This is a genomic window from Micromonospora tarensis, assembly GCF_016803395.1.
Taxonomy (GTDB): domain Bacteria; phylum Actinomycetota; class Actinomycetes; order Mycobacteriales; family Micromonosporaceae; genus Micromonospora; species Micromonospora tarensis.
The window spans coordinates 1-22,794 of the sequence record NZ_JAEVHL010000057.1 but is presented as its reverse complement, the minus strand read 5'-3'; the positions used below and the strand labels follow the sequence as shown (position 1 = coordinate 22,794).

At 71.1% G+C, this 22,794-nt stretch carries 26 protein-coding genes and 3 pseudogenes; 15 read left to right on the top strand and 14 right to left on the bottom strand.

Annotation, left to right across the window (positions count from 1 at the left end; translation table 11 throughout):
* Positions 1–29 precede the first annotated feature (29 nt).
* A complete protein-coding gene (locus JM949_RS14145; RefSeq protein WP_203148950.1) occupies positions 30–452 on the top strand; it encodes a Sec-independent protein translocase family protein in 423 nt (140 codons plus the stop codon).
* 259 nt (positions 453–711) lie between these two features.
* Here the strand turns inward: JM949_RS14145 and JM949_RS14140 are convergent, their stop codons facing one another.
* The 3 genes from JM949_RS14140 to JM949_RS14130 form a co-directional block, all read right to left on the bottom strand.
* The gene (locus JM949_RS14140; protein WP_203148949.1) at positions 712–1,860 is read right to left on the bottom strand and encodes an Mrp/NBP35 family ATP-binding protein; all 1,149 of its coding nucleotides are present in this window, start codon (positions 1,858–1,860) and stop codon (positions 712–714) included.
* Positions 1,861–1,946: 86 nt separating this feature from the next.
* Entirely contained in the window at positions 1,947–2,576 is a 630-nt protein-coding gene (locus JM949_RS14135) for a DUF1003 domain-containing protein (protein ID WP_203148948.1), read from the bottom strand.
* On the bottom strand, positions 2,569–3,855 hold the full coding sequence (locus JM949_RS14130) for a magnesium transporter MgtE N-terminal domain-containing protein (protein WP_203148947.1): 1,287 nt from the start codon (positions 3,853–3,855) through the stop codon (positions 2,569–2,571). Before JM949_RS14130 ends, JM949_RS14135 begins: the two co-directional genes overlap by 8 nt.
* A 33-nt stretch (positions 3,856–3,888) precedes the next feature.
* Here JM949_RS14130 and JM949_RS14125 point away from each other — a divergent pair, with 33 nt between their 5' ends.
* Complete coding sequence (locus tag JM949_RS14125; RefSeq protein WP_203148946.1) at positions 3,889–4,758, top strand: PhzF family phenazine biosynthesis protein; 870 nt, start codon at positions 3,889–3,891, stop codon at positions 4,756–4,758.
* Between the two features lie 12 nt (positions 4,759–4,770).
* Positions 4,771–5,300 (top strand): annotated as a pseudogene (locus tag JM949_RS14120) (hypothetical protein).
* 12 nt (positions 5,301–5,312) lie between these two features.
* On the opposite strand, the gene JM949_RS14115 reads toward JM949_RS14120, so the two are convergent.
* Entirely contained in the window at positions 5,313–6,032 is a 720-nt protein-coding gene (locus JM949_RS14115) for an HAD family hydrolase (RefSeq protein WP_203148945.1), read from the bottom strand.
* A gap of 105 nt (positions 6,033–6,137) precedes the next feature.
* On the opposite strand from JM949_RS14115, the gene JM949_RS14110 reads away from it, so the two are divergent.
* Positions 6,138–7,130 (top strand): DMT family transporter, encoded by a 993-nt coding sequence (locus JM949_RS14110; RefSeq protein WP_203148944.1) that lies wholly within the window; start codon positions 6,138–6,140, stop codon positions 7,128–7,130.
* Here JM949_RS14110 and JM949_RS14105 read toward each other — a convergent pair.
* Both JM949_RS14105 and JM949_RS14100 read right to left on the bottom strand, forming a co-directional pair.
* Positions 7,108–7,383, bottom strand: coding sequence for a hypothetical protein (locus JM949_RS14105; RefSeq protein WP_309232156.1), 276 nt, complete (start codon positions 7,381–7,383; stop codon positions 7,108–7,110). The two genes, JM949_RS14110 and JM949_RS14105, sit on opposite strands and share 23 nt — an antisense overlap.
* A gap of 10 nt (positions 7,384–7,393) precedes the next feature.
* Entirely contained in the window at positions 7,394–8,218 is an 825-nt protein-coding gene (locus tag JM949_RS14100; protein WP_203148954.1) for an SDR family NAD(P)-dependent oxidoreductase, read from the bottom strand.
* A 128-nt stretch (positions 8,219–8,346) separates the two neighbouring features.
* Here JM949_RS14100 and JM949_RS14095 point away from each other — a divergent pair, with 128 nt between their 5' ends.
* Entirely contained in the window at positions 8,347–9,303 is a 957-nt protein-coding gene (locus JM949_RS14095; RefSeq protein ID WP_203148942.1) for an HpcH/HpaI aldolase/citrate lyase family protein, read from the top strand.
* A 75-nt stretch (positions 9,304–9,378) separates the two neighbouring features.
* Here the strand turns inward: JM949_RS14095 and JM949_RS14090 are convergent, their stop codons facing one another.
* Positions 9,379–9,942 carry a DUF4190 domain-containing protein gene (locus tag JM949_RS14090; protein ID WP_203148941.1) on the bottom strand — a complete coding sequence of 188 codons (564 nt, stop codon included), beginning with the start codon at positions 9,940–9,942 and terminating at the stop codon, positions 9,379–9,381.
* Between the two features lie 185 nt (positions 9,943–10,127).
* Between JM949_RS14090 and JM949_RS14085 the strand changes: the two genes are divergently transcribed.
* Entirely contained in the window at positions 10,128–10,964 is an 837-nt protein-coding gene (locus tag JM949_RS14085) for an SDR family NAD(P)-dependent oxidoreductase (RefSeq protein ID WP_203148953.1), read from the top strand.
* Positions 10,965–10,990: 26 nt separating this feature from the next.
* On the opposite strand, the gene JM949_RS14080 is transcribed toward JM949_RS14085, so the two are convergent.
* Positions 10,991–11,530: a DUF4190 domain-containing protein gene (locus tag JM949_RS14080; protein ID WP_203148940.1), complete on the bottom strand. Its 540-nt coding sequence runs from the start codon at positions 11,528–11,530 to the stop codon at positions 10,991–10,993.
* A 175-nt stretch (positions 11,531–11,705) separates the two neighbouring features.
* Between JM949_RS14080 and JM949_RS14075 the strand changes: the two genes are divergently transcribed.
* The gene (locus JM949_RS14075; RefSeq protein ID WP_203148939.1) at positions 11,706–12,902 is read left to right on the top strand and encodes an acyl-CoA dehydrogenase family protein; all 1,197 of its coding nucleotides are present in this window, start codon (positions 11,706–11,708) and stop codon (positions 12,900–12,902) included.
* A gap of 41 nt (positions 12,903–12,943) precedes the next feature.
* Here JM949_RS14075 and JM949_RS14070 read toward each other — a convergent pair whose 3' ends face one another.
* From JM949_RS14070 to JM949_RS37005, 3 genes and pseudogenes are all read right to left on the bottom strand, one after another.
* Entirely contained in the window at positions 12,944–13,351 is a 408-nt protein-coding gene (locus JM949_RS14070) for a CoA-binding protein (protein WP_203148938.1), read from the bottom strand.
* A gap of 25 nt (positions 13,352–13,376) precedes the next feature.
* Positions 13,377–14,169: pseudogene (locus JM949_RS37010) on the bottom strand (intein-containing Rv2578c family radical SAM protein); the annotation flags it as partial.
* Between the two features lie 255 nt (positions 14,170–14,424).
* Positions 14,425–15,438, bottom strand: a pseudogene (locus JM949_RS37005) (intein-containing Rv2578c family radical SAM protein); the annotation flags it as partial.
* A gap of 92 nt (positions 15,439–15,530) precedes the next feature.
* On the opposite strand from JM949_RS37005, the gene JM949_RS14060 reads away from it, so the two are divergent.
* Positions 15,531–15,950, top strand: coding sequence for a thiol-disulfide oxidoreductase DCC family protein (locus JM949_RS14060; RefSeq protein WP_203148937.1), 420 nt, complete (start codon positions 15,531–15,533; stop codon positions 15,948–15,950).
* Here JM949_RS14060 and JM949_RS14055 read toward each other — a convergent pair.
* The 3 genes from JM949_RS14055 to trxA form a co-directional block, all read right to left on the bottom strand.
* Entirely contained in the window at positions 15,914–16,891 is a 978-nt protein-coding gene (locus tag JM949_RS14055; RefSeq protein WP_203148936.1) for an HTTM domain-containing protein, read from the bottom strand. The genes JM949_RS14060 and JM949_RS14055 overlap by 37 nt on opposite strands.
* On the bottom strand, positions 16,888–17,328 hold the full coding sequence (locus JM949_RS14050) for a hypothetical protein (RefSeq protein WP_203148935.1): 441 nt from the start codon (positions 17,326–17,328) through the stop codon (positions 16,888–16,890). The genes JM949_RS14055 and JM949_RS14050 overlap by 4 nt, the downstream gene beginning before the upstream one ends.
* A gap of 152 nt (positions 17,329–17,480) precedes the next feature.
* On the bottom strand, positions 17,481–17,843 hold the full coding sequence (trxA, locus tag JM949_RS14045; RefSeq protein WP_030329190.1) for a thioredoxin: 363 nt from the start codon (positions 17,841–17,843) through the stop codon (positions 17,481–17,483).
* A 548-nt stretch (positions 17,844–18,391) separates the two neighbouring features.
* Between trxA and JM949_RS14040 the strand changes: the two genes are divergently transcribed.
* The 7 genes from JM949_RS14040 to JM949_RS14010 form a co-directional block, all read left to right on the top strand.
* Positions 18,392–18,907, top strand: a complete 516-nt coding sequence (locus tag JM949_RS14040; RefSeq protein ID WP_203148934.1) for a MaoC family dehydratase — start codon at positions 18,392–18,394, stop codon at positions 18,905–18,907.
* Positions 18,908–19,021: 114 nt separating this feature from the next.
* Positions 19,022–19,537 carry a hypothetical protein gene (locus tag JM949_RS14035; protein WP_203148933.1) on the top strand — a complete coding sequence of 172 codons (516 nt, stop codon included), beginning with the start codon at positions 19,022–19,024 and terminating at the stop codon, positions 19,535–19,537.
* Positions 19,538–19,589: 52 nt separating this feature from the next.
* Entirely contained in the window at positions 19,590–20,213 is a 624-nt protein-coding gene (locus JM949_RS14030) for a TrmH family RNA methyltransferase (RefSeq protein WP_203148932.1), read from the top strand.
* Positions 20,214–20,251: 38 nt separating this feature from the next.
* Entirely contained in the window at positions 20,252–20,971 is a 720-nt protein-coding gene (locus JM949_RS14025) for a DUF6758 family protein (protein ID WP_321170137.1), read from the top strand.
* A gap of 116 nt (positions 20,972–21,087) precedes the next feature.
* Positions 21,088–21,246 (top strand): hypothetical protein, encoded by a 159-nt coding sequence (locus tag JM949_RS14020; RefSeq protein ID WP_007455302.1) that lies wholly within the window; start codon positions 21,088–21,090, stop codon positions 21,244–21,246.
* Positions 21,247–21,252: 6 nt separating this feature from the next.
* The gene (locus JM949_RS14015; protein ID WP_203148930.1) at positions 21,253–22,128 is read left to right on the top strand and encodes a PH domain-containing protein; all 876 of its coding nucleotides are present in this window, start codon (positions 21,253–21,255) and stop codon (positions 22,126–22,128) included.
* Positions 22,129–22,231: 103 nt separating this feature from the next.
* The coding region (locus JM949_RS14010; RefSeq protein ID WP_309232154.1) for a SigE family RNA polymerase sigma factor at positions 22,232–22,794 on the top strand (563 nt) is incomplete at its 3' end.

The window sequence follows — 22,794 nt, the reverse complement described above, 5'->3', positions numbered from 1 at the left end:
GCTGCTGACGCCGAGAGGAGGCCCGCGGGATGCTCGACAACCTGAACTGGTGGGAGATCGGTGCGCTGCTGCTCCTGGCGCTGTTGATCTTCGGTGACCGGCTTCCCGCCGTGATCTCCGACGGCCTGCGCATGGTGCGGAACCTGCGCAACATGGCCCGCAACGCCACCGGCGACCTGAGCCGCGAGCTGGGCACCGACATCCAGCTGGAAGACCTGCACCCGAAGGCGTTCATCCGTAAGCACCTCCTCAGCGAGGAGGACGAGGCGGCGATCCGCAAGCCGTTGCAGGGGGTCTACGACAACCTGCGTGCGGACGTCAGCGGTGTGCACAACGACCTGAAGGACGTGGCCAACGCCGCCGACCTGCGGTCGAGTGACAGCCGGACCGGCACGACCACCGGCACCCCCTCGGCGCCGGCCCCCCGGGTCAGCTACGACGACGCCACCTGATCGACCCGCACCCGCCTGCGCTCGCCCGCGCCAACCCGTGCCGCGGCCGGCGGCGCGGTCCTGCCGGCGCCCGCCAGTGCCGGCGTCGCGGACGCGAGCCCCGACCTTGATCGACTCGACTTCCAGGAAGTCGGCCGGTCAACCGGCGCGGGATACCCCGACTTCCTGGAACCCGAGTTGATCATCCGGGCGGCTCCGGTCATCCCGGCGGCTCCGGTCATGCCGGCGGCCACGCTCGGCCGGCGCGGGTGCCGCCCGGTCAGCGGCCCGCGGGCTTGAGGCCGAGCGGCTTGCCGAGCAGCGACTCACGACGCAGGGCGAGCCGGTCGGCGATGGTGCCGAGCGCCTGTGCGGCCGGGGAGTCCGGCTCGGCCAGCACGATCGGGTTGCCGGCGTCGCCGCCCTCACGGACCCGGGTGTCCAGGGGGATCTGCCCGAGCAGCGGCACCTGCGCGCCGATGGTCCGGCTCAACGACTCGGCGACGGTCGCGCCACCCCCGGCGCCGAAAAGCTCCATCCGGGAACCGTCCGGCAGCTCCAGCCAGGACATGTTCTCGATCACGCCGACCACTCGCTGGTGGGTCTGTAGGGCGATCGCGCCAGCCCGTTCCGCCACCTCGGCGGCGGCCGCCTGCGGGGTGGTGACCACCAGGATCTCCGAGTTGGGCAGCAGTTGGGCCAGCGAGATGGCCACGTCGCCGGTGCCCGGGGGCAGGTCGAGCAGGAGCACGTCCAGGTCGCCCCAGTAGACGTCGGCCAGGAACTGCTGCAACGCCCGGTGCAGCATCGGACCGCGCCACACGACGGCGGCGTTGCCGGACGTGAACATGCCAATGGAGATCACCTTCACGCCGTGCGACTGCGGCGGCATGATCATGTCCTCGACCCGGGTGGGCCGGCCGTCGGCGCCGAGCATCCGAGGCACCGAGTGACCGTAGATGTCCGCGTCGACCACCCCGACGGAGAGCCCCCGGGCGGCGAGCGCCGCTGCGAGGTTGACCGTCACGCTGGACTTACCGACGCCACCCTTGCCGCTGGCCACCGCGTACACCCGGGTACGCGAGCCGGGCTGGGCGAACGGGATGACCGGCTCCTCGGTGGCACCCCCGCCGCGTAGCCGCGACTGCAACGACTGCCGCTGCTCGGGGCTCATCACCCCGAAGTCGATCTCCACGCCGGTCACCCCGGGCACCGCGGCGACCGCGGCGGTGATGTCCGTCCGCAGCTTGTCCTTGAGCGGGCAGCCGGCGACGGTGAGCAGCAGCTCGACCCGTACCACGCCGCTGGCCGCGATGGTCGCCGAGCGGACCATGCCCAGCTCGGTGATGGGCCGGCGGATCTCCGGGTCGTTGACGGTGGCCAGGGCGGCCTGGATCGCGTCCTCGACGGTGCTCACGGGTGCTGACATGCCCGCAATGCTACGTCGCGGGGCATCCGCTGCCGCCGCTGCCCGGGGCGGTGTGAGCCAATCGATGGCCCGCCTCGACCCGCTGTTCAGCCGTCCGACCGACGCGGTCCGGTGCCGTCCGGCCGGGCGTCCCGGGCGAAGTCGCCGTCCAGGTCGTCGCGGGGTTCGTCCAGGCTGACGCCATCGGTCGGCCGCTGCCCACGCTTCTCCTGGCGGCGCTCCAGGCGCTGCCGGCGCTGCCCAACCTCGTCCAACTCCTCAGCCAGCCGGGCCAGCTCGGAGCGGAGGAAGTCCCGGGTGGCCACCTCGCCCAGGGCGATCCGCAGCGCCGCGATCTCCCGGGCCAGGTACTCGGTGTCCGCCTTCTGCGCGGTGGCTCGCCGCCGGTCCTCCTCAAGGGCCACCCGGTCCCGGTCGGCCTGCCGGTTCTGGGCGAGCAGGATCAGCGGTGCCGCGTAGCTGGCCTGCAACGACAGCACCAGGGTCAGGAACGTGAAGGTGTACGGGTCGAAGCGCAGGTTCGCCGGGGCCAACGTGTTCCAGACGAACCAGATGGTGATCACCACCGTCATGACGACGATGAAGTTCGCGGTGCCCATGCCCCGGGCGATGCCCTCCGACCACCGACCGAAGGCCTCCGCGTCGAAGCGGGGCAGCTTGACGCCCCGGGGTTCGCGTGGCTGGTCGAGCCGTTCCGTCCGCCGCTGGTCAGCCATCCGCGCCGTCCAGCGTGGCGTCGGCGGTGCCCGGGGCGGCGAGGGCGTCGCGGTCCCGCCAGTCCCGAGGCAGCGAGTGGTCCAGCACGTCGTCCACCGTCACCGCGCCGACCAGCCGGTTGTTCCGGTCGATGACCGGCATGGCGACCAGGTCGTAGGTGGCCATCCGGCGGGTGATCTCGGGCAGCGGCGTGGTCGGGCGCAACGGGTCGATGTCGTTGACCACCACCTTGCCCAGCAGATCCGCCGGCGGTTCGCGCAGCAGCGCCTGGAAGTGCACCATGCCCAGGTAGCGGCCGGTCGGCGTGTTCTGCGGCGCCCGGGTCACGAAGACCTGCGCGGCTACGGCGGGGGAGAGCTGCGGTTCCCGGATCCGGGCCAGCGCCTCCGCGACGGTCGCGTCCGGCGGCAGGATCACCGGCTCCGAGGTCATCACACTGCCCGCGGTGCCGGGCGTGTACTTCAGCAGCTGACGCACCGGGTCGGCCTCGTCCGGCTCCATCAGGTCCAGCAGCACGTCCTGCTCGGGTGGGGGCAGTTCGTTGAGCAGGTCGGCGGCGTCGTCCGGGTCCATCTCCTCCAGCACGTCGGCGGCCCGCTCCCGGTCGAGGGCGGCCAGGATCTCCACCTGGTCGTGTTCCGGCAGCTCGCTGAGCACATCGGCCAACCGTTCGTCGTCCAGTGCGGCGGCGACCTCGTTACGCCGGGTGTCCGGCAGGTCCTGCAACGCGTTTGCCAGGTCGGCCGGCCGCATGTCCTCCAAGACGGCGAGCAGGTTCGCCGTACCCCGGTTGTCGGCGATGCCGCTGAGCCCGCGCACCCGGTCCCAGTCGACCTGGTGCAGGTGGCCGCGGCGGGTGAGCCGACCGGTCTGCTCGCGTACGGCGACCCGGGTCAGCGAGTACTCGCCGCCCCGGGTGCACTCCATCGCGACGTCCACGACCGCGCCGGGCTGCCCACCCGGGTCGAGCTGCACCCGCCGGTCCAACAGCTCCTGGAGCACCAGCAGCTCGTTCGGGCGCTTCTCGAACCGGCGCAGGTTGAGGGTGCCGGAGCCGAGTACGACGGCGTCCGCGTCGATGGAGGTGATCCGGTTGATGGACAGGAAGATCCGGCGACGCATCGGCATCTCGGCGACGAGGCCCACCACCTCCGGTGGACGCTTGGTCGCCCGCAGCCGCGCCACGGCGTCACGAACCCGGCCCACCTGGTCGCCGTTCGGGTCGAAGACGGCGACTCCGGCGAGGCGGGCGATGTAGATCCGGGTCGGCGTGCTCACGGGCACCAGCCTAAGCGCCTAGGGTTTATCAACATGTCGACCTTGGCCTACGAGATCGTGGACGTCTTCACCGACCGACCCTTCGCCGGCAACCCGCTGGCGGTGGTCTTCGGCGCGGAGGCGCTGGCCACCGAGCAGATGCAGGCGCTCGCCCTGGAGTTCAACCTCTCCGAGACGGTGTTCGTGCTGCCGCCGACCCAGGTCGGCGTCACCTACCGGGCCAGGATCTTCACCCCGGTGGAGGAGTTGCCGTTCGCCGGGCACCCGAGCGTCGGGGCGGCGGTCACCGCGAGCCGGCGGGGGATGTTCGGTGTGGGTCAGGTGACCCAGGAGTGCCGGGCCGGTGTGCTGCCGATCGAGGTGACCGCGTCCGGGGCGACGCTGACCGGCGACACCCCGACGCTCGGGCCGGAGCTGGACCCGGAACCGCTGCTGGAGATCGCCGGGCTGGCCGCGGAGGACCATGTCGGGCCCGCCCCCCGCGTCGCCGGCTGTGGGCTGGAGTTCCCGTTCCTGCCGGTGCGCCCGGAGTCGGTGGCCCGGGCGCAGGTGAATGCCGCGGCGGCGCGGCGGTACGGGGTGTCGCACGTCAGCGTCTTCTCCTGGGACGCCGCCGCGCAAACCGCGCACGCCCGGGTCTTCGTGCCGGGGATCGGCATTCCGGAGGACCCGGCCACCGGTTCGGCGGCGCTCGGCCTCGGTGTCTGGCTGGTGGCGAGCGGCCTGCTGCCCGGCGAGGGGCGGTCGGAGTACGCGATCCGCCAGGGGGTGGAGATGAACCGTCCCTCCTCGCTGGCCTGCACGATCACCGCCGCGGACGGCGTGGCGGTCGGCGCGACGGTGGCCGGCCAGGTGGTGCCGGTGGCCCGGGGCGAGATCGCCGTGCCGCCGTTCGTGGGCTGAGTCGGGGCGTCGATGCGGGAGGATGCCTGTGTGACGGACGACGGCAGCCCGGTGGGTACGCCACTGGTCGACGAGGCGATGAAGAAGGCCGCGGTGGCCTGGGTGAGCGTTGCCGGCGGTCCGGCGCTCGCGCTCTGGTGCGCTCCGCTGGAGGGCACGCTCCTGGTGGTCAGCGGGCCGGGTGAGCAGGCCGCACCGGGTCTGGCCGACGCGACTGAGGCGCAGGTCATCCTGCGCGGCGACCACGGCGGTCGGATCGTCACCTGGCCGGCCCGGGTGAGTCGGGTGCGGCCGGGCACCGAGGAGTGGGACGCCGCAGCGCCGCTGCTGGCGGCGAAACGACTCAACGCGCCCGGACCGACCGCCGACCTGGTGGCCCGCTGGGCTGCGACGGGTGCGCGGTGAACCGGCTCGCGCCGAACGGTTCGCCGCTGGCCGGCGCGGACCTGCCGGCCGACGCGCAGGCCGAGCCACCCCGGCCCACCCCGGCGGTCCGGGCCACCCGCAAGCCGTTCCGCCTGCACCGGGTGCGTCGCCGCTGACCAGCGGGCTGGTCAGTCCGCCCGGCCGCCGGCACCCACCATCTCCACCCCGTCGTCGACCAGGGCGAGCACCTCGTCCAGGGCACCGAGCGTGGGGCCGCGCCAGTGCAGGTCGGCGTTGAACACCAGGTGCGCGGCGAGATCCGGGGCGGCGAGCCGGACGGCGGTCATTCCGGCCCGTTCGGCGCCGGTCAACTCCTGGCTGCCGCCGTCACCCACGTACAGGCAGTCGACCGGCGCGAGCCCGAGCCGCTGGCAGGCGGTCAGGTAGAGCGTCGGATCCGGCTTGCACCGTCCGACCTGCACCGAGAAGACCCGCACGTCGAGCAGGGGGGCGACCGCCAACTGGGGCAGGAAGGCCGGCAGTTCGTGCGTACAGTCGCTGATCACACCGGTGCGGAGGCCGCGCTGGCGCAGGGCCGCCAGCACCGGCACCGCGTCGGCCCGCAACCAGGTGTCCGCGCGGACCGCCCGGTGCCGGGACGCCACCGCCGCCCGCACCGCATGGTCACTGGGGTCTACGCCGACCTGGGCGCAGACCCAGCGCAGGGTCGCCTCCGCGTTGCCGAGCCGGCCGGTGGCCCGCTCGTAGTAGGTGCGGTTCAGCACCTCGGTCAACCTGTCGGTGTGGCACCCGAGCAGCTCGGCGGTGCCGAGGTGGGCGGTGCCACGTTGCACCGGACGGGTCAGGGTGCCGAAGAAGTCGAACAGCACCGCCTGGTAGCTGGGCATGGGGGAACGCCTCCGGGCGGTCGGGGTCGCCGGCGCGGAACCGCGTGATCGTAACGGAGTGATGACCCTCCGTGCTGTCCGTCACACGTGTGAGGATTACGTCCCGTGTCCCCACCTACCCACCGGCCCGCGCTGGATCCGCTGACCACCGGCGCGGTCGGGCTGGCCGTGGTCGCCGTCTCGTCGTCCGCGCCGCTCATCGCGTACGCCGCCGCACCCGCGTTGGCCATCGCGTTCTGGCGCAACCTGCTCGCGGTGGCGGTGCTGAGCCCCTTCGCGCTGGCCCGCCGTCGCGCCGAGTTCCGTCGGCTGACCGTGGGCGTGGGCCGGCGGGAGGGGCTGTTCTGTGTGCTGTCCGGGGTCGCGCTGGCCGGTCACTTCGCGACCTGGGTGCCGAGTGCCCAGCTCACCTCGGTCGCCACGTCCACCGCTCTGGTCGCCACCCAGCCGGTCTGGCAGGGGCTGATCGCCCGCGCCCAGGGGCGTCCGCTGCCCCGGGTGGTGTGGATCGGCATCGCGGTGGCGGTCGGCGGGGCGGTGGTCGCCACCGGGGTGGACGTGGGGGTCTCCGGCCGGGCCGTCCTCGGCGACGTGCTGGCGTTGACCGGCGCCGTGTTCGCCGCCGTCTACACCGCCTTCGGCGAGCGGGCCCGGACCAGCATCAGCACCACCACGTACACCACCATCTGCTACGGGATCTGCGCGCTGCTCCTGCTGCTCATGTGCCTGGTCGGGGGTGTGCGGCTGACCGGGTTCGACGGGCGTACCTGGCTGGCCATCCTGGCCCTGGTGGCCGGTGCCCAACTGCTCGGGCACTCGATGTTCAACTACGCCCTGCGGAAGATCCCGGCGACCACGGTGAGCGTGCTGATCCTGCTGGAGGCACCCGGCGCGGCCCTGCTCGGTTGGGCCTGGCTGGGCCAGTTGCCCCGCCCGTACGCGCTGCTCGGCATGGCGTTGCTGCTGGCCGGCGTGGCGGTGGTGGTGCTCGGTGGCGGTCGGGCCGCGCGGAAATCCATGGCTCGCCCTGGTGAAGGTCCGATGTCGCCGCCGGGGCGACGACCACTGCCGCCGGTCAGGCCTCGTGGACCTCGATGACCCGGGTCGTCGGGGCGGCCTCGCCGAGGACGGTACGCAGCGCCGCCCGGTCCGGATCGACGAGGAACGACTCGTAGCCGGCCCGCCCGTCGAACCGGATCACGTGCACCTCGGCCTGCCCGTCGGTGCCGCGCAGTCGCCGCTCCAACCGGCCACCGTGCCGTTCGAGCAGGGCCAGCACGGCGTCCTCGTAGCGCTGCCCGGCCGCCTCCGCCCCGACGGCGAACTCGACGATCGCGACAAGTGTCAGCACGCCGGCCACCTCAGGCGTCCAGACCGACCGCCTTGGCGCTCGCCGCCCAGAGCCGGGCGGCGAGTTGCGGATCGGTCGCCTTCCGGTACGGCCGGCCGAGCCGCCGGTCCACGTAGTAGCCGCCGTCGACCAACCGGGAACGCTCCTGGTTGGCCAGCCACACCAGGGTCTCGGCACCCTTCTCCGGGCTGCGGAACGGCATGAACCGCATGCCGAACGCGACGATCCTGCTGTCGTTGCCGAACCGGGTACGGACCAGCCCGGGGTGGAAGCTGTACGCGGGAATGTTCGGCCAACGCCGGGTGGCCTCGGCGGCGAACAGGACGTTCGCCTGCTTGCTGGTGCCGTACGCGCCCATCGGGCGGTATTCGCGCAGTGCCCTGTTCAGGTCGTCCGGGGCGAGGGTGCCGAAGCGGTGCGCGCCGGAGGCGGTCACCACGATCCGGCCCAGCCGGTCGGCGAGCAGGTTGGTCAGCAGAAACGGGGCCAGGTGGTTGGCCTGGATCGACATCTCGAAGCCGTCGACGGTGCGCAGTGGTTGCAGCGCGATCGCCCCGGCGTTGTTGGCGAGCACGTCGATCCGGTCGTACACGGCCCGGAGCTGCTCAACCAGTCGCCGCACGTCGTCGAGGACCGCGAAGTCGGCCCGGAACAGCTCCGGGCGCTCACCGGCGGTCTCCCGTACGCGTTCGGCCGCGGCCTGCAAACGCGCCGGGTCCCGCCCGACCAGCACGACCCGGTCGCCCCGGCAGGCCAGCTGCACGGCGGCGGCCAGCCCGATGCCGGAACTGGCGCCCGTCACCACCACGAGTCGACGCTCAGTGAGATCTTCCACAGGTCCATTCACCCCGGTCATGGCGCGAGGTTACCGTGGCGTCACAACGCCCTTTGGGATCGTTAAGGTTCCGGATCTGTCGTCAGGTGGCGTCGGCCTGCCCGCCGGACGCTGGAAGGAGCGCATCCATGGCCGCAGTCGGTCGCCCCCGCAGGTCCTGTCTCGCCGTACCGGGTTCCAGCGTCAAGATGCTCGGCAAGGCCCAGGGGCTCCCGGCCGACCAGGTCTTCCTCGACCTGGAGGACGCCGTCGCCCCACTGGCCAAGCCGGACGCGCGCAAGAACATCGTGGCCGCGCTGAACGAGGGCGACTGGGCCGGCAAGACCCGGGTGGTCCGGGTCAACGACCTGACCACCCCGTGGACCTACCGGGACGTCATCGAGGTCGTCGAGGGCGCTGGCGCGAACCTGGACTGCGTCATGCTGCCGAAGGCGCAGAACGCCGCCCAGGTGCAGTGGTTGGATCTGACGCTCACCCAGCTCGAGAAGACCCTCGGCCTGGAGGTCGGCCGGATCGGCATCGAGGCGCAGATCGAGAACGCCGCCGGTCTGGTCAACGTGGACGCGATCGCCGCCGCCTCGCCGCGGGTGGAGACCATCATCTTCGGTCCGGCCGACTTCATGGCGTCGATCAACATGAAGTCGATGGTGGTCGGCGGCCTGATCCCGGACTACCCCGGCGACCCGTACCACTACATCCTGATGCGGATCCTGATGGCCGCCCGGATGCACGACAAGCAGGCCATCGACGGCCCTTTCCTGCAGATCCGCGACGTCGACGCGTTCCGCGAGGTGGCCAAGCGCTCGGCCGCGCTGGGCTTCGACGGCAAGTGGGTGCTGCACCCGGGCCAGATCGACGCCGCCAACGAGGTCTACCAGCCGGCCCAGGCCGACTACGACCACGCCGAGCTGATCCTCGACGCGTACCAGCACTACACCTCCGAGGCCGGCGGCAAGCTCGGCGCGGTGATGCTCGGTGACGAGATGATCGACGAGGCGTCCCGCAAGATGGCGCTCGTCGTCGCCGCCAAGGGCCGGGCCGCCGGGATGAGCCGAACCTCGTCGTTCACCCCACCGGCGCAGTGACCGGCCGGGCCGGGACGACAGCCGCCGGCTGTCGGTCCGGCTCGACAGTCGGCGGTACGCCGGCCCGCCCGTCGGTCAGTAGCTGCTGCTGTTGTTGTCGCTCGTCGTGATCGCGTAGATGATCGCGGCGGCGTAGAAGGCGATCGCCAGTACCAGGAAGCCGGTGAGGATCCAGCCGACGATGATGGCGGCCTTCGCCATCCCCGCACCGCCCTCGCCGCTGAGCCGGATCTGCTTCTGCGCGACGTGCCCGAGGATCGCGCCGACCGGCGCGGTGATGCAGGACGTGAATCCGATCAGGGCCAGCACGAACGCCGCGATGGCCAGCGCGTTGGTCTTCGGCGGCTGCGGGTAGCCGTAGCCGGGGTACTGCGGCGGGTAGCCGGGCGGGGCGTAGCCGGGCATCGGCTGGCTCGCCGGCGGCTGCGCACCGGTGTACGGATCGACCGGCGCGTACGGGTTGGCCGGCGCGTACGGGTCGACCTGCGCGTACGGGTTGGCCGGCGCATACGCGTCTGCCGGGCCCGGTTGGGTGGGCACCGGTTGACCGGTCACCACTGTCGGGTCCGGTGCCGGGCTCGACGGCTGTGCCGACCACGTGGGGTCGGTCCAGTTGCCGGGAGGCGGGGGATTGGTCATGCGAACTCTCCGTCACGTCGGGGGCGGTGACAGGGTAGCCAGCACCGCGTAAACCCGACGCCCCCGCTACCGGGTGCCGCGTTGCCCGGGCCGGTCGTAACGGGCAGGATCCTGGCATGGCATTCGACGCGCGCGCCGCGGACCGCTCCGGCAGTCGACCCCGACGGGACGTCAGCCGCCCGGGCATGGCCCGACGCGCCCGCGCCGCCGCCCCGGCGGGCAGCCCCGGCCCCGACGAGCCGGTCGCGCTCGCCGACCCGGTGACCATGCGGCTCGACGGGCGGGTCGCCCTGGTCACCGGGGCGGGCAGCCCGGACGGCATCGGGTACGCCACCGCCCGCCGACTCACCGACCTGGGTGCCCGGGTGGCCATCGTCTCCACCACCCGGCGCATCCACGAGCGGGCCGGCGAGTTGGGGGTGACCGGCTTCGTCGCCGACCTGACCGACGAGTCCGAGGTCGGCGCGCTGGCCGACGCGGTCGCCGAGCAGCTGGGTGACGTCGAGGTGCTGGTCAACAACGCCGGCCTGGCCAGTCGGGCCAGCCAGGGCGTGCTGCGGCCGGTCGCGCAGCTCAGCTACGAGGAGTGGCGTGGTGAGATCGACCGCAACCTCTCCACCGCGTTCCTGTGCAGCCGGGCGTTCATCGGTGGGATGGCCGAGCGCGGTTGGGGTCGGATCGTCAACCTGGCGGCCACGGCCGGCCCGGTCAACGCCCTGCCCACCGAGGCCGCGTACGCCGCCGCGAAGGCCGGGGTGGTCGGGTTGACCCGGGCCCTGGCCATGGAGATGATCGCCGACGGTGTGACGGTGAACGCGGTGGCACCGGGCACCATCTACACCGCCGCGTCCACCATGGCGGAGATCAAGCAGGGGCTGGGCACCCCGGTGGGGCGACCGGGCACCCCGGACGAGGTCGCCGCGGCGATCAGTTTCCTCTGTTCGCCGGCCGCCTCGTACATCACCGGTCAGATGCTCGTGGTGGACGGTGGCAACAGCGTCCGCGAGGCCCGGTTCCGCTGAGCGCGACGGTCGGTGACCGCCCGTCGTCAGTAGCCCCCGCTGTCGCCGGTGTTGCCGAGTGCGACGAGGGCCAACCAGCCACAGCAGGCCAGCACGGTGAGCCCGGTGAAGACGTAGCCGAGGATCAGCCCCCAGGTGGCGAGCTGGTCGCCCTCCTCGCCGCTGGTGCGGATCTGCCGCTTGGCCACGTGCCCGAGAACCGCACCGGCCGGCGGGAACACGAAGGCGAACACCAGCGACAGGATCGCCAGCACGTTGGTGCCTCGACCCGGGCCGGACGGCGGTGGGCCGTACTGGCCGTAGGGGCCCTGTGGCGGGTACGGCGGCTGCTGGCTCCAGTGCGTCGACTGCTGCGGCCCCTGCTGCCCGTACGGCGACGGTTCGTCCGCCGGCGGCCCGTACGGTGAGCGTTCCGCCGGCAGCTCGAACGCCGGCCGGTCCGGCGTTGGCGGGTACGGCCCCTGCCCGGCTGGTGGCGGTGCGTACGGCGACTGGTCCCTGGAGGGCTCGTAGGGCGACGGCGGCGGCTCGTCGCCGGGTGGTCCCGACGGCGGCGGGTGGCTCACAGCTGTCTCCTCCTGCCGTGCCGGAAAAGTCCCTCTTGCCGGACGCTACCCGCAGCGGTGAACCTTTTCACAGCGGTTGTGTGGACTGGTCACCTTGGCCTCGCCGGCCGGCGAGGCCGATACTGAGCCAGCGTTCAGTTACCCACGAGTAGTGCGCGGATCCCCGGAGGCTGAGATGGCTCGACTCGCCCAGACGCCCGGCCTGACCGATGTGCAACAGTCGATCCTGGAGACCGTTCGGGACTTCGCCGACAAGGAGATCATTCCGCACGCCCAGCGGCTGGAGCACGCCGACGAGTACCCCACCGACATCCTCGACGGGATGCGTGAAATGGGGCTGTTCGGCCTCACCATCGACGAGGAGTACGGCGGGCTGGGCGAGTCGCTGCTGACCTACGCGCTGGTGGTGGAGCAGCTGTCCCGGGGCTGGATGTCGATCTCCGGCATCGTCAACACCCACTTCATCGTGGCGTACCTGATCTCCCAGCACGGCTCGGCCGAGCAGAAGGCCCGCCTGCTGCCGAGGATGGCCACCGGCGAGGTGCGCGGCGCGTTCTCCATGTCCGAGCCGGAGACCGGCTCCGACGTGTCGGCGATCAAGTCCCGCGCGGTTCGCGACGGCGACAGCTACGTGCTCAACGGGCAGAAGATGTGGCTCACCAACGGGGCGTACTCCTCCGTGGTGGCCACCCTGGTCAAGACCGACACCGGTGCGGAATCGGTGTACGGCAACATGAGCACCTTCCTGCTGGAGAAGGAGCCGGGCTTCGGCGAGACCGCTCCCGGCCTCACCATCCCCGGCAGGATCGAGAAGATGGGCTACAAGGGCGTCGAGACCACCGAGATGGTGCTCGACGGGGTGACCGTCCCCGACACCGCGATCCTCGGCGGCGCCGACCAGGTGGGCCGCGGCTTCTACCAGATGATGGACGGCATCGAGGTGGGCCGGGTCAACGTGGCCGCCCGCGCCTGCGGCATCTCGCTGCGCGCCTTCGAGCTGGCGGTCAGCTACGCCCAGCAGCGCAGGACCTTCGGCCAGCCGCTCGCCAAGCACCAGGCGATCGCCTTCAAGCTCGCCGAGATGGGCACGAAGATCGAGGCGGCGCACGCCCTCATGGTCAACGCCGCCCGGTTGAAGGACGCCGGCCAGCGCAACGACGTCGAGGCCGGGATGGCCAAGCTGCTCGCCTCGGAATACTGCGCCGAGGTGGTCCAGGAGGCGTTCCGCATCCACGGCGGCTACGGCTACTCCAAGGAGTACGAGATCGAGCGGCTGATGCGGGAGGCCCCGTTCCTGCTCATCGGCGAGGGCACCTCGGAGATCCAGAAGACCATCATCTCCCGTGGTCTGCTCAAGGAGTACAAGCTCTAGAAAGCACCGTCTCCCCCCCGACGGGGGAGGAAGAGGCCCGATCAGGCCAGGCGGGTCAGGCCGGCGGCGGCGCGCTCGATGATCAGGCAGCGGTCCTCGATGTAGTCCATGCCGGCCTGCTCGGCGATCCGCCGCGCCTCCGTAGAGAAGATGCCCAGTTGCAGCCAGACCGCCGGGGCGCCGATCGCCGCCGCGTCCCGGACCACCTGCACCGCATCGGCCGCCGGCCGGAACACGTCCACCAGGTCGACCGGGTGCGGAATGTCGGCGAGTGTCGGGTACGCCCGTTCCCCGAACAGTTCGTCGACTGTCGGGTTGACCGGGATGATGCGCCAGCCGTACCGCTGCATCTGCGCCGGAACGGCGTGCGCGGCCTTCAACGGGTCGCGGGACGCACCCACGACGGCGATCACGGCGGAGTCGGCGAGGATCTGCTGAGCGGTACGCACCCGCCGACTGTAGCTCCGCACCTGACTAGAGCAGGGTCAACTGCTCGGCTGTCGCCGCCGGAGGCTCGGGCAGGCTGCGGTTGTCGCCCCGCTCGCCCCGGTGCAACCCGTGCCGGCGGGCGGCGATCCGCACCCGTGCGGTCAACTCCCGCTGGTACGCCTGCGGCGCGTAGGCGCCGGCCCGGTACAGCTCGCGGTAGCGGGGCACCAGGTGTGGGTGTTCCCGGGCCAGCCAGTGCGCGTACCACTCCCGCGCACCCTGGCGCAGGTGCAGCGGCAGCGCGGTCACGCTGCTCGCGCCGGCCGCGGCGATCGCCGCCACGGTGGCGTCGATCGACTCGTCGCTGTCGCTGAGGCCGGGCAGGATCGGCGCCATCAGCACCCCGACGGAGAAGCCGGCGTCGGTCAGTGCCCGGACCGCGTCCAGCCGACGACGCGGGTGTGGCGTGCCCGGTTCGACCGAGCGCCAGAGCTGCTCGTCGACGAAGCCCACCGAGAAGGAGACCCCGACGCTGGTGACCTCGGCGGCTGCCGCAGCAGGGGCAGGTCCCGCAGGATCAGGGTGCCCTTGGTGAGGATCGAGAACGGGTTGGCGAAGTCCCGCAGGGCCGCGATGATCTGTGGCATCAGCCGGTAGCGGCCCTCGGCCCGCTGGTAGCAGTCCACGTTGGTGCCCATCGCCACGTGCGCGCCCCGCCACCTCGGCGCGGCCAGCTCGCGCCGGACCAGCTCACCGGCGTTGACCTTGACGATCACCCTGCGGTCGAAGTCGGCGCCCGCGTCCAGGTCCAGATAGGTGTGGTGTTTCGCGCAAAGCAGTTGTGGCTCACCACCCCGTCGGCGATGAAATCCCCGGTGCCGGTGGTGATGTCCCACAACGGCAGCTCCAGCCCGAGCGACTCGATGCTCGTCACCCTGAGCGCGCTCTGGCTTTTCAGCGCGGCACCCTCCATCGAGCGTTTGCGGGTGATGGCCGGGTCGGTCATGTGGAAGAACCGGAGTCGGGCCGCGAGACCCCCGGTCAGCCGTACATAGCGCAGGCGGTTCGTCCGCCTCCGGTCCTCGAGAGCGGTGGCGAATCCAAAGGCGTGCAGTGCTTCCGTCGTATGGCTGAGGACCTGATCGTCGCAGTTGGCAATTCTCAGGATGCCCTGGCTGCAACTGCCTTCGGCATCGAAGATTCCAGCAAGGAACCCTCGTTGCCAGTCGGGAGTCGAATGCTGCGGCCAATGGACGACCTCCCTGATTGCATCGACCTTTTGCTTTCCCGAGGCGCGGATCGCCTCCATCGGCCGCCGGTCGGGCCTGGCCTTTCCGAAGGAAGTGCGGCTTGTTTCGACGCCCTCTTCCTTCAGATACTGCTCGGTACGATCGAGGGCCTCGCTGTCCGCGAGCGCCAGGCGGAATTGGTGACTCCAGCTCCTGCCTGTGGCGTAGGCGCCTATGGTTCCGTCGCCGCGCACCATGCCGCATAGATAGCCGCGACGGTAGTCGTGGGAGACCTTGGGAGTTGTCTCGAACGCCCCAGTGCCGATCAGGCGATCGTTGGTGGTGAGGTAGGGCCGTTGATCGGCGCCGAACATGCCGCCGGTGATGTGTTTCCAGCCTCGCTCCGTCAGGAAGCGGTGGTCCCCGCTCGCGACGAGTGTGGTGCCGTCCTCCAGGATGACGCGGTAAGCCGGTTTCACGGTGGACCACTTGTCGAGGACTGTGGTGACCACGTATCGGCGATAGGTGCCGCGTCGCTCGGTCCCGTAGATGCGGTCGCCCGACTCCAGCTCGCTGATCGGTTTTGTGCGTCCGTCCGCCATCAGAATGGGGGTGTCGCCCGAGACGCAGTAAACGCAGGCATGGGAGCAGCCCCGGTACGGGTTGATGGTCCACTCGAAGGGGACGCGGGACTGCCCGGGCACCCGGTTGAGAATGGACTTGGCCTGCACCTCGTAGAAGGTCATCCCGGCGAACTCGGGGGTGTCGAAGGTGCGGGCGACGGCGCCGGGCAGCGCCAGCGGCAGGGGTGGCGTCGCTGGCGCTGCCCGCTCGGGGTCTCCCTCAACCGGGGGAGCGGTGAGGTTCTCCCAGCGCATGGGCACTATTCGAACACGTGTACGAGTCGAGCGCAAGTGACGCGCCGTACACCGGTGGTCGTTCGGGTGGTCGCAGAGGGGAGGATGGACCCATGGAGACGTCGACCTTCGTCTACGACGGGGACTGCGCGTTCTGCACGCAGTGCGCCGATTTCATCGCTCGTCGGATTCCCGCCGGCGCCCGGGTGGTGCCGTGGCAGTTCAGCGACCTGGACGCGCTCAGCCTCACGGCCGCCGAGTGCGAGGAGGCCGTGCAGTGGGTCGGCGCGGACGGCTCGCGCGCGGCGGGTCCGGACGCCATCGCGAAGCTCCTCGCCGCGAGCGGTCCGCTCTGGCGGGTTGCCGGTGCCGGCCTGCGCTTTCCACCGGTACGCGCCGCCGCCTGGCCGGTCTACCGCTGGGTGGCGCGCAACCGGCACCGCCTGCCGGGCGGCACGGCGGCCTGCTCCCTGCCGCAGGAGGCCCGGGAACGGCTCTACGGCCCGGCGGGCCGCCCGAGCGCCGGGGCCTGATCTCCAGACGGCCTCGCCGTCGTGCCGGCGCCCGGTGGGTTCGAGCCCGAAGGGTCTGTCGCCTCCGGAGGGTTCGCCGCTTCTGACTCCCGGAGGTCCGTCGCCGAGCCGGGGGTGTCGCGGCCGACCAGCCGGCGGGCCCAGACCAGCGGGCGGACCCGCTCCAGCGGGAGGAAGCTGGTCATCGCGGCCAGGTGCGGCGCGAACGAGATGGTGATGGTCGCGATGGTGACCGTGTGGAACGAGTAGAAGAACCCGACCATGGCGAGTCGGCAGCGCGGTGGCAGGAAAAAGACCACCGGGCTCAGCAACTCGAAGGCGACGATGCCGATCTGGGCGGCGATCAGCAGGTACGGCACCTGGGCGATCAGGTCCGCCAGGTCGGTGCCGCGCCGGATGATCGCGCGGGCCAGCACCGAGCCGGTCAACCAGTCCAGGCCGCCGAAGCGCAGCTTGGCGAAGGCGGCCAGGAAGTACGTGCAGACCACCGCGATCTGGGTGACGCGTAGGGCCCAGCCGCCGGCCTCGGTGCGGGTGGCGTCGCCGTGCCGGGCGCGACCGGCGGTGGGGAGCACGGCCAGCGCGACGAGCAGCCCGAACCGGTCGTGGTCGACCTTCCCGTAGCTCATCGCGATGATCATCCACTCCAGGTACAGCCCGCAGACCGCCCAGCCGAGCAGGCGGGGTGCCCGCCCGGTCGCGGCGAGCAGGGCGAGCAGCAGCAGCGCCCAGAAGATCACCGCCACCAGTGCCGGTGTCGGCGTGGGCAGTGGGAGCAGGCGGCCGATCAGCAGTGGCTGGTACAGCTCGCCGGGCACGTTGGCCCGGGTGCGTACCCAGGGGGTGAAGATCACCAGGTCGGCGGCGACGAAGAGGTAGATCAGCGTCCGGAACGCGGCGATCCGCCCCCGGGGCACCGCCTCGGTCAGCCAACGGCTCATCGGGCAGCCTGCCAACGGACGATGGTCTGGTCGGTGGTTTCGCCGGTCGGCCGGCCGGCGCGGATGCCGTGCCAGCGGATCACGATGCGGACCTCGACCAGCGCGGGGGCATCCGGGTGGCGTTCGGCGTACGCGTCGGCGACCTCGGTGAGCAGCGTCGGGTCGGCGGCGTACCGGGCCTGCTGACCCTCGATCTCGGCGCGCCGGATGCCGGTGGCGTCCTGGCCGAGGTCGATCACGGCGCCGGCGCTGTTCACCCCCTCGACGTGGGTGTCGGGCGCGGGTGCGTTCGGCGGGTTGGAGGTGGAGTACATCCGGAACGGGCCGAACGGAAAGTCGTCGTCGCTGCCCCAGAAGGTGCCCGCGACGAGCAGGACGAGGCCGAGTGCGGTCACGCCCAGCCGGGTCACGCGCCCGGGGGTGGTCAGGTTCTCCATCGGGTCGTGACGATACGGGATCTACCCGCCGCGCCGGGTCCCTCCGTTGGTCACTTCGGCCCGTCCGGGCAGGTGATCATGCGCGCGGTGGCGGGTACGGCGAAGGCCGGGCCCGTACCGGGCCCGGCCTTCCGCGTCGTCGTGCGGACGACTCAGTGGTTGTGCTCGGCCAGCTGCTTGCGGACGTCGTCCATGTCCAGCGCCTCGACCTGCTCGATCAGGTTCTCCAGCGCGGACTCGGGGAGGGCCCCCGGCTGGGCGAACACAATGACGCCGTCGCGGATCGCCATGATCGTCGGGATCGACCGGATGTCGAACTTGGCGCCCAGCTCCTGCTGAGCCTCAGTGTCGACCTTGCCGAAGACGATGTTCTGGTGCTTCTCCGAGGACCGCTCGTAGACCGGGGCGAACCGCTTGCACGGACCACACCAGTCGGCCCAGAAGTCGACCAGGACGATGCCGTCGTTGCCGGTCACCTCGTCGAAGTTCGCCGAGGTCAGCTCAACGGTTGCCATTGCACTCTCCGATCACCGCGGTTTACCTACGTCCCGTAGAACCAGGGCTGACCGTATCGAATTCCCGGGCCGTGGGGCACGAAACGTGCCGGGGGCTGCCCGGGGGAGGCCGCCGACCATCGACACACGTCTGTTCATCTTTATGTGCCGATCGCAAGTGCACGTCGCACTTGCGTGACCTGCGGTAATGGGAGCGTTTCCAGGGAGATCAACCCGATTGAGCTATACGAATCGGTAACTTGCCTCTTGACAAGGCGGTATCAGGCCTGCGGAGATCGCTGATCAACCTTCACTCCGTCACGGAGCGTAATGTTACGAAAAGATAAATGTGACGCCGATCTCTGTTGAACCTACGCGCGTAGGGCAGAATTCCTCACATCAGAGCGTGGGCGGCGGGTGCCGGGGAGGGCCCCGCCGCTCATTGCGTCTCCCCCCGGGTGCGACCGGCCGGTGTGACATTTCCGCCGAGGTCGCGCCCCGCCAGCCGCCTTAACCACCGGTAAGGCATGCTGTGCCGAACTCCATCGCCGCCCGTCGAAGGGACCAGGATGCAGTTCGGTCGCTACTACGAGGAGTTCGAGGTCGGCGCGGTCTACCGGCACTGGCCGGGCAAGACCGTCACCGAGTACGACGACCATCTCTTCTGCCTGCTCACCATGAACCACCATCCGCTGCACCTGGACGCGCACTACGCCGAGACGGCCAGCCAGTTCAAGCGCAACGTGGTCGTCGGCAACTACATCTACTCGCTGCTGCTCGGCATGTCGGTGCCCGACGTGAGTGGGAAGGCGATCGCCAACCTGGAGGTCGAGTCGCTGCGGCACGTCGCGCCGACCTTCCACGGCGACACCATCTACGGCGAGACCACGGTGCTGGACAAGCGCGAGTCCGGTTCGAAACCCGACCGGGGCGTGGTGTCGGTGGAGACCCGCGGCTACAACCAGGACGGCACCATGGTCTGCGTGTTCCGGCGCAAGGTCATGGTTCCCAAGCGGGAGTACGCGGTCAGCGCCGCGCCCGACGGGATCGATCCGGAGCGACCGAGCTTCCCCGAGCCACGCTGAGCGTCGCGGCGGGGCCGACCGCCCTCGGACTCCGGCCTCTTCCCAGCAGCGGGTCTGCTGGGGAAGGGGCCCTGTTCCGGTTTTTCGGGGCATATGCTGACGCCGGAGGTTCCGATGAGCCACTCCGTCGCCGGAGAGCCGCCCTCTGCCGGCCGCCGAGCCGCACCCTTGACCACCGCTGTCTACTCCGCCGCCGAGTGGGATCTGCTCACCAGCCTGCCCGGTCGGGTTCTCGTGGCCGCCGCGGCTCCCGGCCCCGGCCGAACGGCACGAGGGGTGATGGCGGGCCTGGCCGGCCTGGACGCCGTGGCCGCCGGCCGGGCCTTCGACAGCGACCTGGTCCGTGCGGTGGTCGCCGCGATCTACGCCCGGCACGACGGAACCCCACAGTCCGCCGAGCGGCTCACCGACCTGGTGGACCTGCTGGCCGCCTGTCGGGCGGCGAGCCGGGTCCTGCGGCGACGGGCCGACCCCGCCGACGCGGCCGCGTACCGGCAGTGGGTGCAGTCGGTCGCGGCGCGGGTCTGCCGCGCGGTGCCCGGCACCGGCGGGCGTTGGTCGGACCAGCCGGCCAGTCCGGCGGACCGACGTTTCCTGGACCGGCTCGGTGCCGCCCTTGGTCTGGGCTGATCAGGGTGGTCCTCGCAGCGGGCGCCGGCGTGGTCCGTACCCTCTGATGACCGTGACCGACGACCAGCTCGAGGTGGGCGTGGGCCCCTGGCCGGGGGACCCGCCGGACGACAGCCGATACGACCCGCAGTTGCTGGCGGAGGGGGACCGGCGCAACGTCGTCGACCGCTACCGCTACTGGCGGCACGAGGCGATCGTCGCCGACCTGGACCGGCACCGACACGGCTTCCACGTCGCGATCGAGAACTGGCAGCACGACTTCAACATCGGCACTGTGGTCCGCAACGCCAACGCGTTCAACGCCGCCGAGGTGCACATCGTCGGACGCCGGCGGTGGAACCGGCGCGGCGCGATGGTGACCGATCGCTACCAGCACGTACGGCACCACGAGACGATCGAGGAGTTCGTCGCGTGGGCAGCGGAGCGGCGGCTGCCGGTGTTCGGCATCGACAACCTGCCCGGATCGCGACCGCTGGAGACCGCGGCCCTGCCACGGGACTGCGTGCTGCTCTTCGGCCAGGAGGGGCCGGGCCTCTCCGACCCGGCCCGTGCCGCCTGCGACCAGCTCTACTCCATTGCCCAGTACGGCTCGACGAGATCGATCAACGCGGGTGTGGCCAGCGGCATCGCGATGCACGCCTGGATTCGCGCCCACGCCGGCGCGCCGCCGGACTGACCGGCGTCCGGGCGCCGAATCGGACGTTCCGGCTTGACGTGCCGGCGGTGCGGGGAGACGGTGGGGATGTGAGTGTCGCGGTGAGTTGTCCGAGATGCGGGGGCCCGGTCCGGGCGCCGGATCTGATGAACACCGACTCGAGGTGTGTGCGCTGCGGCCCGGTGCCGCCGTTGCACGTGCCCGAGCACATCGGGGCGGAGATCGTGGCGAGCGTGGTGGAACGGATCACCGCGACCGCCGATCCACCGGGGACGCCGCTGTGGTGCCCGTGGCCGCTGCCACCCGGGTGGACACTCACCGGCGTGGCGTACGCGGGGGACGACCGGACCGGGGTGCGGGCGACAGTGGTGGCCTGCGCGGGCCCGGCGCCACTCGGCGGTGGTCCGGCCGATCTGGTCTTCGTGGCCGAGGAACCCGGCGTCGGCCTCGGCACCCGCCTCGCGGGGCTGACCGGCCCGGACCCGGGGCCGGAGTTGGTCGACGCGCTGACCGACCCGGGGCCTGGTCACCCGGACCACGTCGGGCAGGCCCGGATCAAGGTCGGCGGGCACCCGACTCCACTGTGGTTGGTGAATTCTCCGACGGATCGAAGCGCGTACGCAGGCGAGGCTCGGGGAATGTGGCTCCATGCGATAGCCTGGCCGGCGAGTGCGGGTCACCTGCTCGCGGAAGATGTCGTGTTACACGACCTGACCGAGTGGACTCCGCCCGAGCTCGTGTACGGCGCACCATCTCCGTACTTACCCGGGAGGGCTTGACAACCCTCCCGGATTGACGGAGAACGGACGCAGATATTCACTGTACGACACCACACTGATACTCTGGGTGCCGCTGCGGTAATGGGACCCGGCGCCGCGCGAGAGGATGGCCCGCCATGGTCAAGAAGGTCCTCACCTGGGCCGGAATCGCATTCTTGATCTTCTTCGTCGCCTACCGGCCAAACTCGGCGGCGGATGTGTTCAAGTCGCTCGGCGGCGGGATCATGGATATCGCCCAGGGCTTCGGCGACTTCTTCACCAGCCTCGTCGCCTAGCCGCCGATGGGTAGCCCCTCCGGTCCACCCTTCGACCCGGACGACCCCGACCGGGAACGTCGCGAGCGCGACACTGAGCCGATCCCGCGGATCGGGCCCGATGACGGCCCGGGCTACGGGGCCGGGCCCAGCCTCTCCGACGGTCCGTCCCTTTCGGACGACGTCGGTTACGGCGACGGGCCCGGCTACGCCGGCCAGGGTCGCTCGGGTCGAGCGTGGATCCGTGATCCGGAGGCCGGTTACCAACCGCCGCAGATCTCCGAGGACGAGCTGGCCGGGTTGCGTGCCGACCAGACCGGCTCGACTCCTCGACGGGTGCTGCCGCTGGAGGACGAGCCCAGCTCGCTGGTCGCCCGCTACCTCTTCCCCACCGAGCGCTACCGGGGTGAGTGGAAGCGGCACTGGATCCACCTCACCACGCCGCTGTTGATCGGCATCGCGGCGACCTTCGTGCTCGGCTACCTCTCCGGCTTCCTCGCCGGGCAGAACGTCGGCGCGCTGACCACCATCGCCGTGCTGCTCTGGTTCGCCGTGATGGGCTGGGTCGCCTGGAAGGTGGCGGACTGGTGGTATGACCGCTTCATCCTGACCAACAAGCGGGTCATGGTGGTCAACGGCATCATCACCCGCCGGGTCGCGATGATGCCGCTCGTCCGGGTGACCGACATGAAGTACGAGCAGACCCCGACCGGCCGAGCGCTCAACTACGGCACCTTCGTGCTGGAGTCCGCCGGTCAGGAGCAGGCGCTCCGCGAGATCAAGAACCTGCCCAACCCGAACGAGCTCTACCTGCGTGTGGTCGAGGAGATGTACGAGCCGCAGGCGGTCGAGGCCCGGCTCGGCAAGGAGGCCGACGAGGCCAAGGCCGACGACGGGGCGTGAAGGTTTTCGACCGAACATCGGAGCAAGTGCGCACCTTTCGTCATGGACCCGACCGCCTCTGACGTGGCACTCTGCCAGGACGGCTGGTGCGTGGAGGTGGGCGGTGGCGAGCAGGGACCCGTTGGAGGAGCAGTTCCGCGAGTTCGTCGCGGCCCGCTCCGCCGCGCTCCTACGCACCGCCTATCTGCTCACCGGAGACTGGGCCACCGCCGAGGACCTGCTCCAGACCGCGCTGACCAAGACCTATCTCGCGTGGAAGCGGCTCGGCGGGATCGACGCGGTCGAGCCGTACGCCCGGCGGGTGATGGTCAACACCTCGACCAGTTGGTGGCGGCGGCGTTGGCACGGTGAACGCCCGACCGAGGTGCTGCCCGAGCGGGCCGGTGTCGACGAGATCGAGCAACAGCTCGACCGTGACCTGCTCTGGCGGCATCTGAAGGAGTTGCCCAGCCGGCAGCGGGCGGTGCTGGTGCTGCGCTACTACGAGGACATGTCGGAGGCGCAGACCGCCGCGATGCTCGACATCTCACCCGGCACGGTGAAGAGCCAGGCGTCCCGGGCACTGGCCACGCTGCGTCGGCGAATGGGTGCGGACGCACCGACCTCGCCGCCGGCGTCGCTGCTGGGTCGGCTGCCACCGGCGCGGCCGGCCGGGCGGCGGGCTCG

Bases quoted from the DNA above. Each gene is read 5' to 3' on its own strand.
- JM949_RS14145 (WP_203148950.1), top strand. From the start codon at position 30: ATGCTCGACAACCTGAACTGGTGGGAGATCGGTGCGCTGCTGCTCCTG.
- JM949_RS14140 (WP_203148949.1), bottom strand. From the start codon at position 1,860: ATGTCAGCACCCGTGAGCACCGTCGAGGACGCGATCCAGGCCGCCCTG.
- JM949_RS14135 (WP_203148948.1), bottom strand. From the start codon at position 2,576: ATGGCTGACCAGCGGCGGACGGAACGGCTCGACCAGCCACGCGAACCC.
- JM949_RS14125 (WP_203148946.1), top strand. From the start codon at position 3,889: ATGTCGACCTTGGCCTACGAGATCGTGGACGTCTTCACCGACCGACCC.
- JM949_RS14115 (WP_203148945.1), bottom strand. From the start codon at position 6,032: ATGCCCAGCTACCAGGCGGTGCTGTTCGACTTCTTCGGCACCCTGACC.
- JM949_RS14095 (WP_203148942.1), top strand. From the start codon at position 8,347: ATGGCCGCAGTCGGTCGCCCCCGCAGGTCCTGTCTCGCCGTACCGGGT.
- JM949_RS14090 (WP_203148941.1), bottom strand. From the start codon at position 9,942: ATGACCAATCCCCCGCCTCCCGGCAACTGGACCGACCCCACGTGGTCG.
- JM949_RS14085 (WP_203148953.1), top strand. From the start codon at position 10,128: ATGGCCCGACGCGCCCGCGCCGCCGCCCCGGCGGGCAGCCCCGGCCCC.
- JM949_RS14075 (WP_203148939.1), top strand. From the start codon at position 11,706: ATGGCTCGACTCGCCCAGACGCCCGGCCTGACCGATGTGCAACAGTCG.
- JM949_RS14060 (WP_203148937.1), top strand. From the start codon at position 15,531: ATGGAGACGTCGACCTTCGTCTACGACGGGGACTGCGCGTTCTGCACG.
- JM949_RS14055 (WP_203148936.1), bottom strand. From the start codon at position 16,891: ATGAGCCGTTGGCTGACCGAGGCGGTGCCCCGGGGGCGGATCGCCGCG.
- JM949_RS14050 (WP_203148935.1), bottom strand. From the start codon at position 17,328: ATGGAGAACCTGACCACCCCCGGGCGCGTGACCCGGCTGGGCGTGACC.
- trxA (WP_030329190.1), bottom strand. From the start codon at position 17,843: ATGGCAACCGTTGAGCTGACCTCGGCGAACTTCGACGAGGTGACCGGC.
- JM949_RS14040 (WP_203148934.1), top strand. From the start codon at position 18,392: ATGCAGTTCGGTCGCTACTACGAGGAGTTCGAGGTCGGCGCGGTCTAC.
- JM949_RS14035 (WP_203148933.1), top strand. From the start codon at position 19,022: ATGAGCCACTCCGTCGCCGGAGAGCCGCCCTCTGCCGGCCGCCGAGCC.
- JM949_RS14020 (WP_007455302.1), top strand. From the start codon at position 21,088: ATGGTCAAGAAGGTCCTCACCTGGGCCGGAATCGCATTCTTGATCTTC.
- JM949_RS14015 (WP_203148930.1), top strand. From the start codon at position 21,253: ATGGGTAGCCCCTCCGGTCCACCCTTCGACCCGGACGACCCCGACCGG.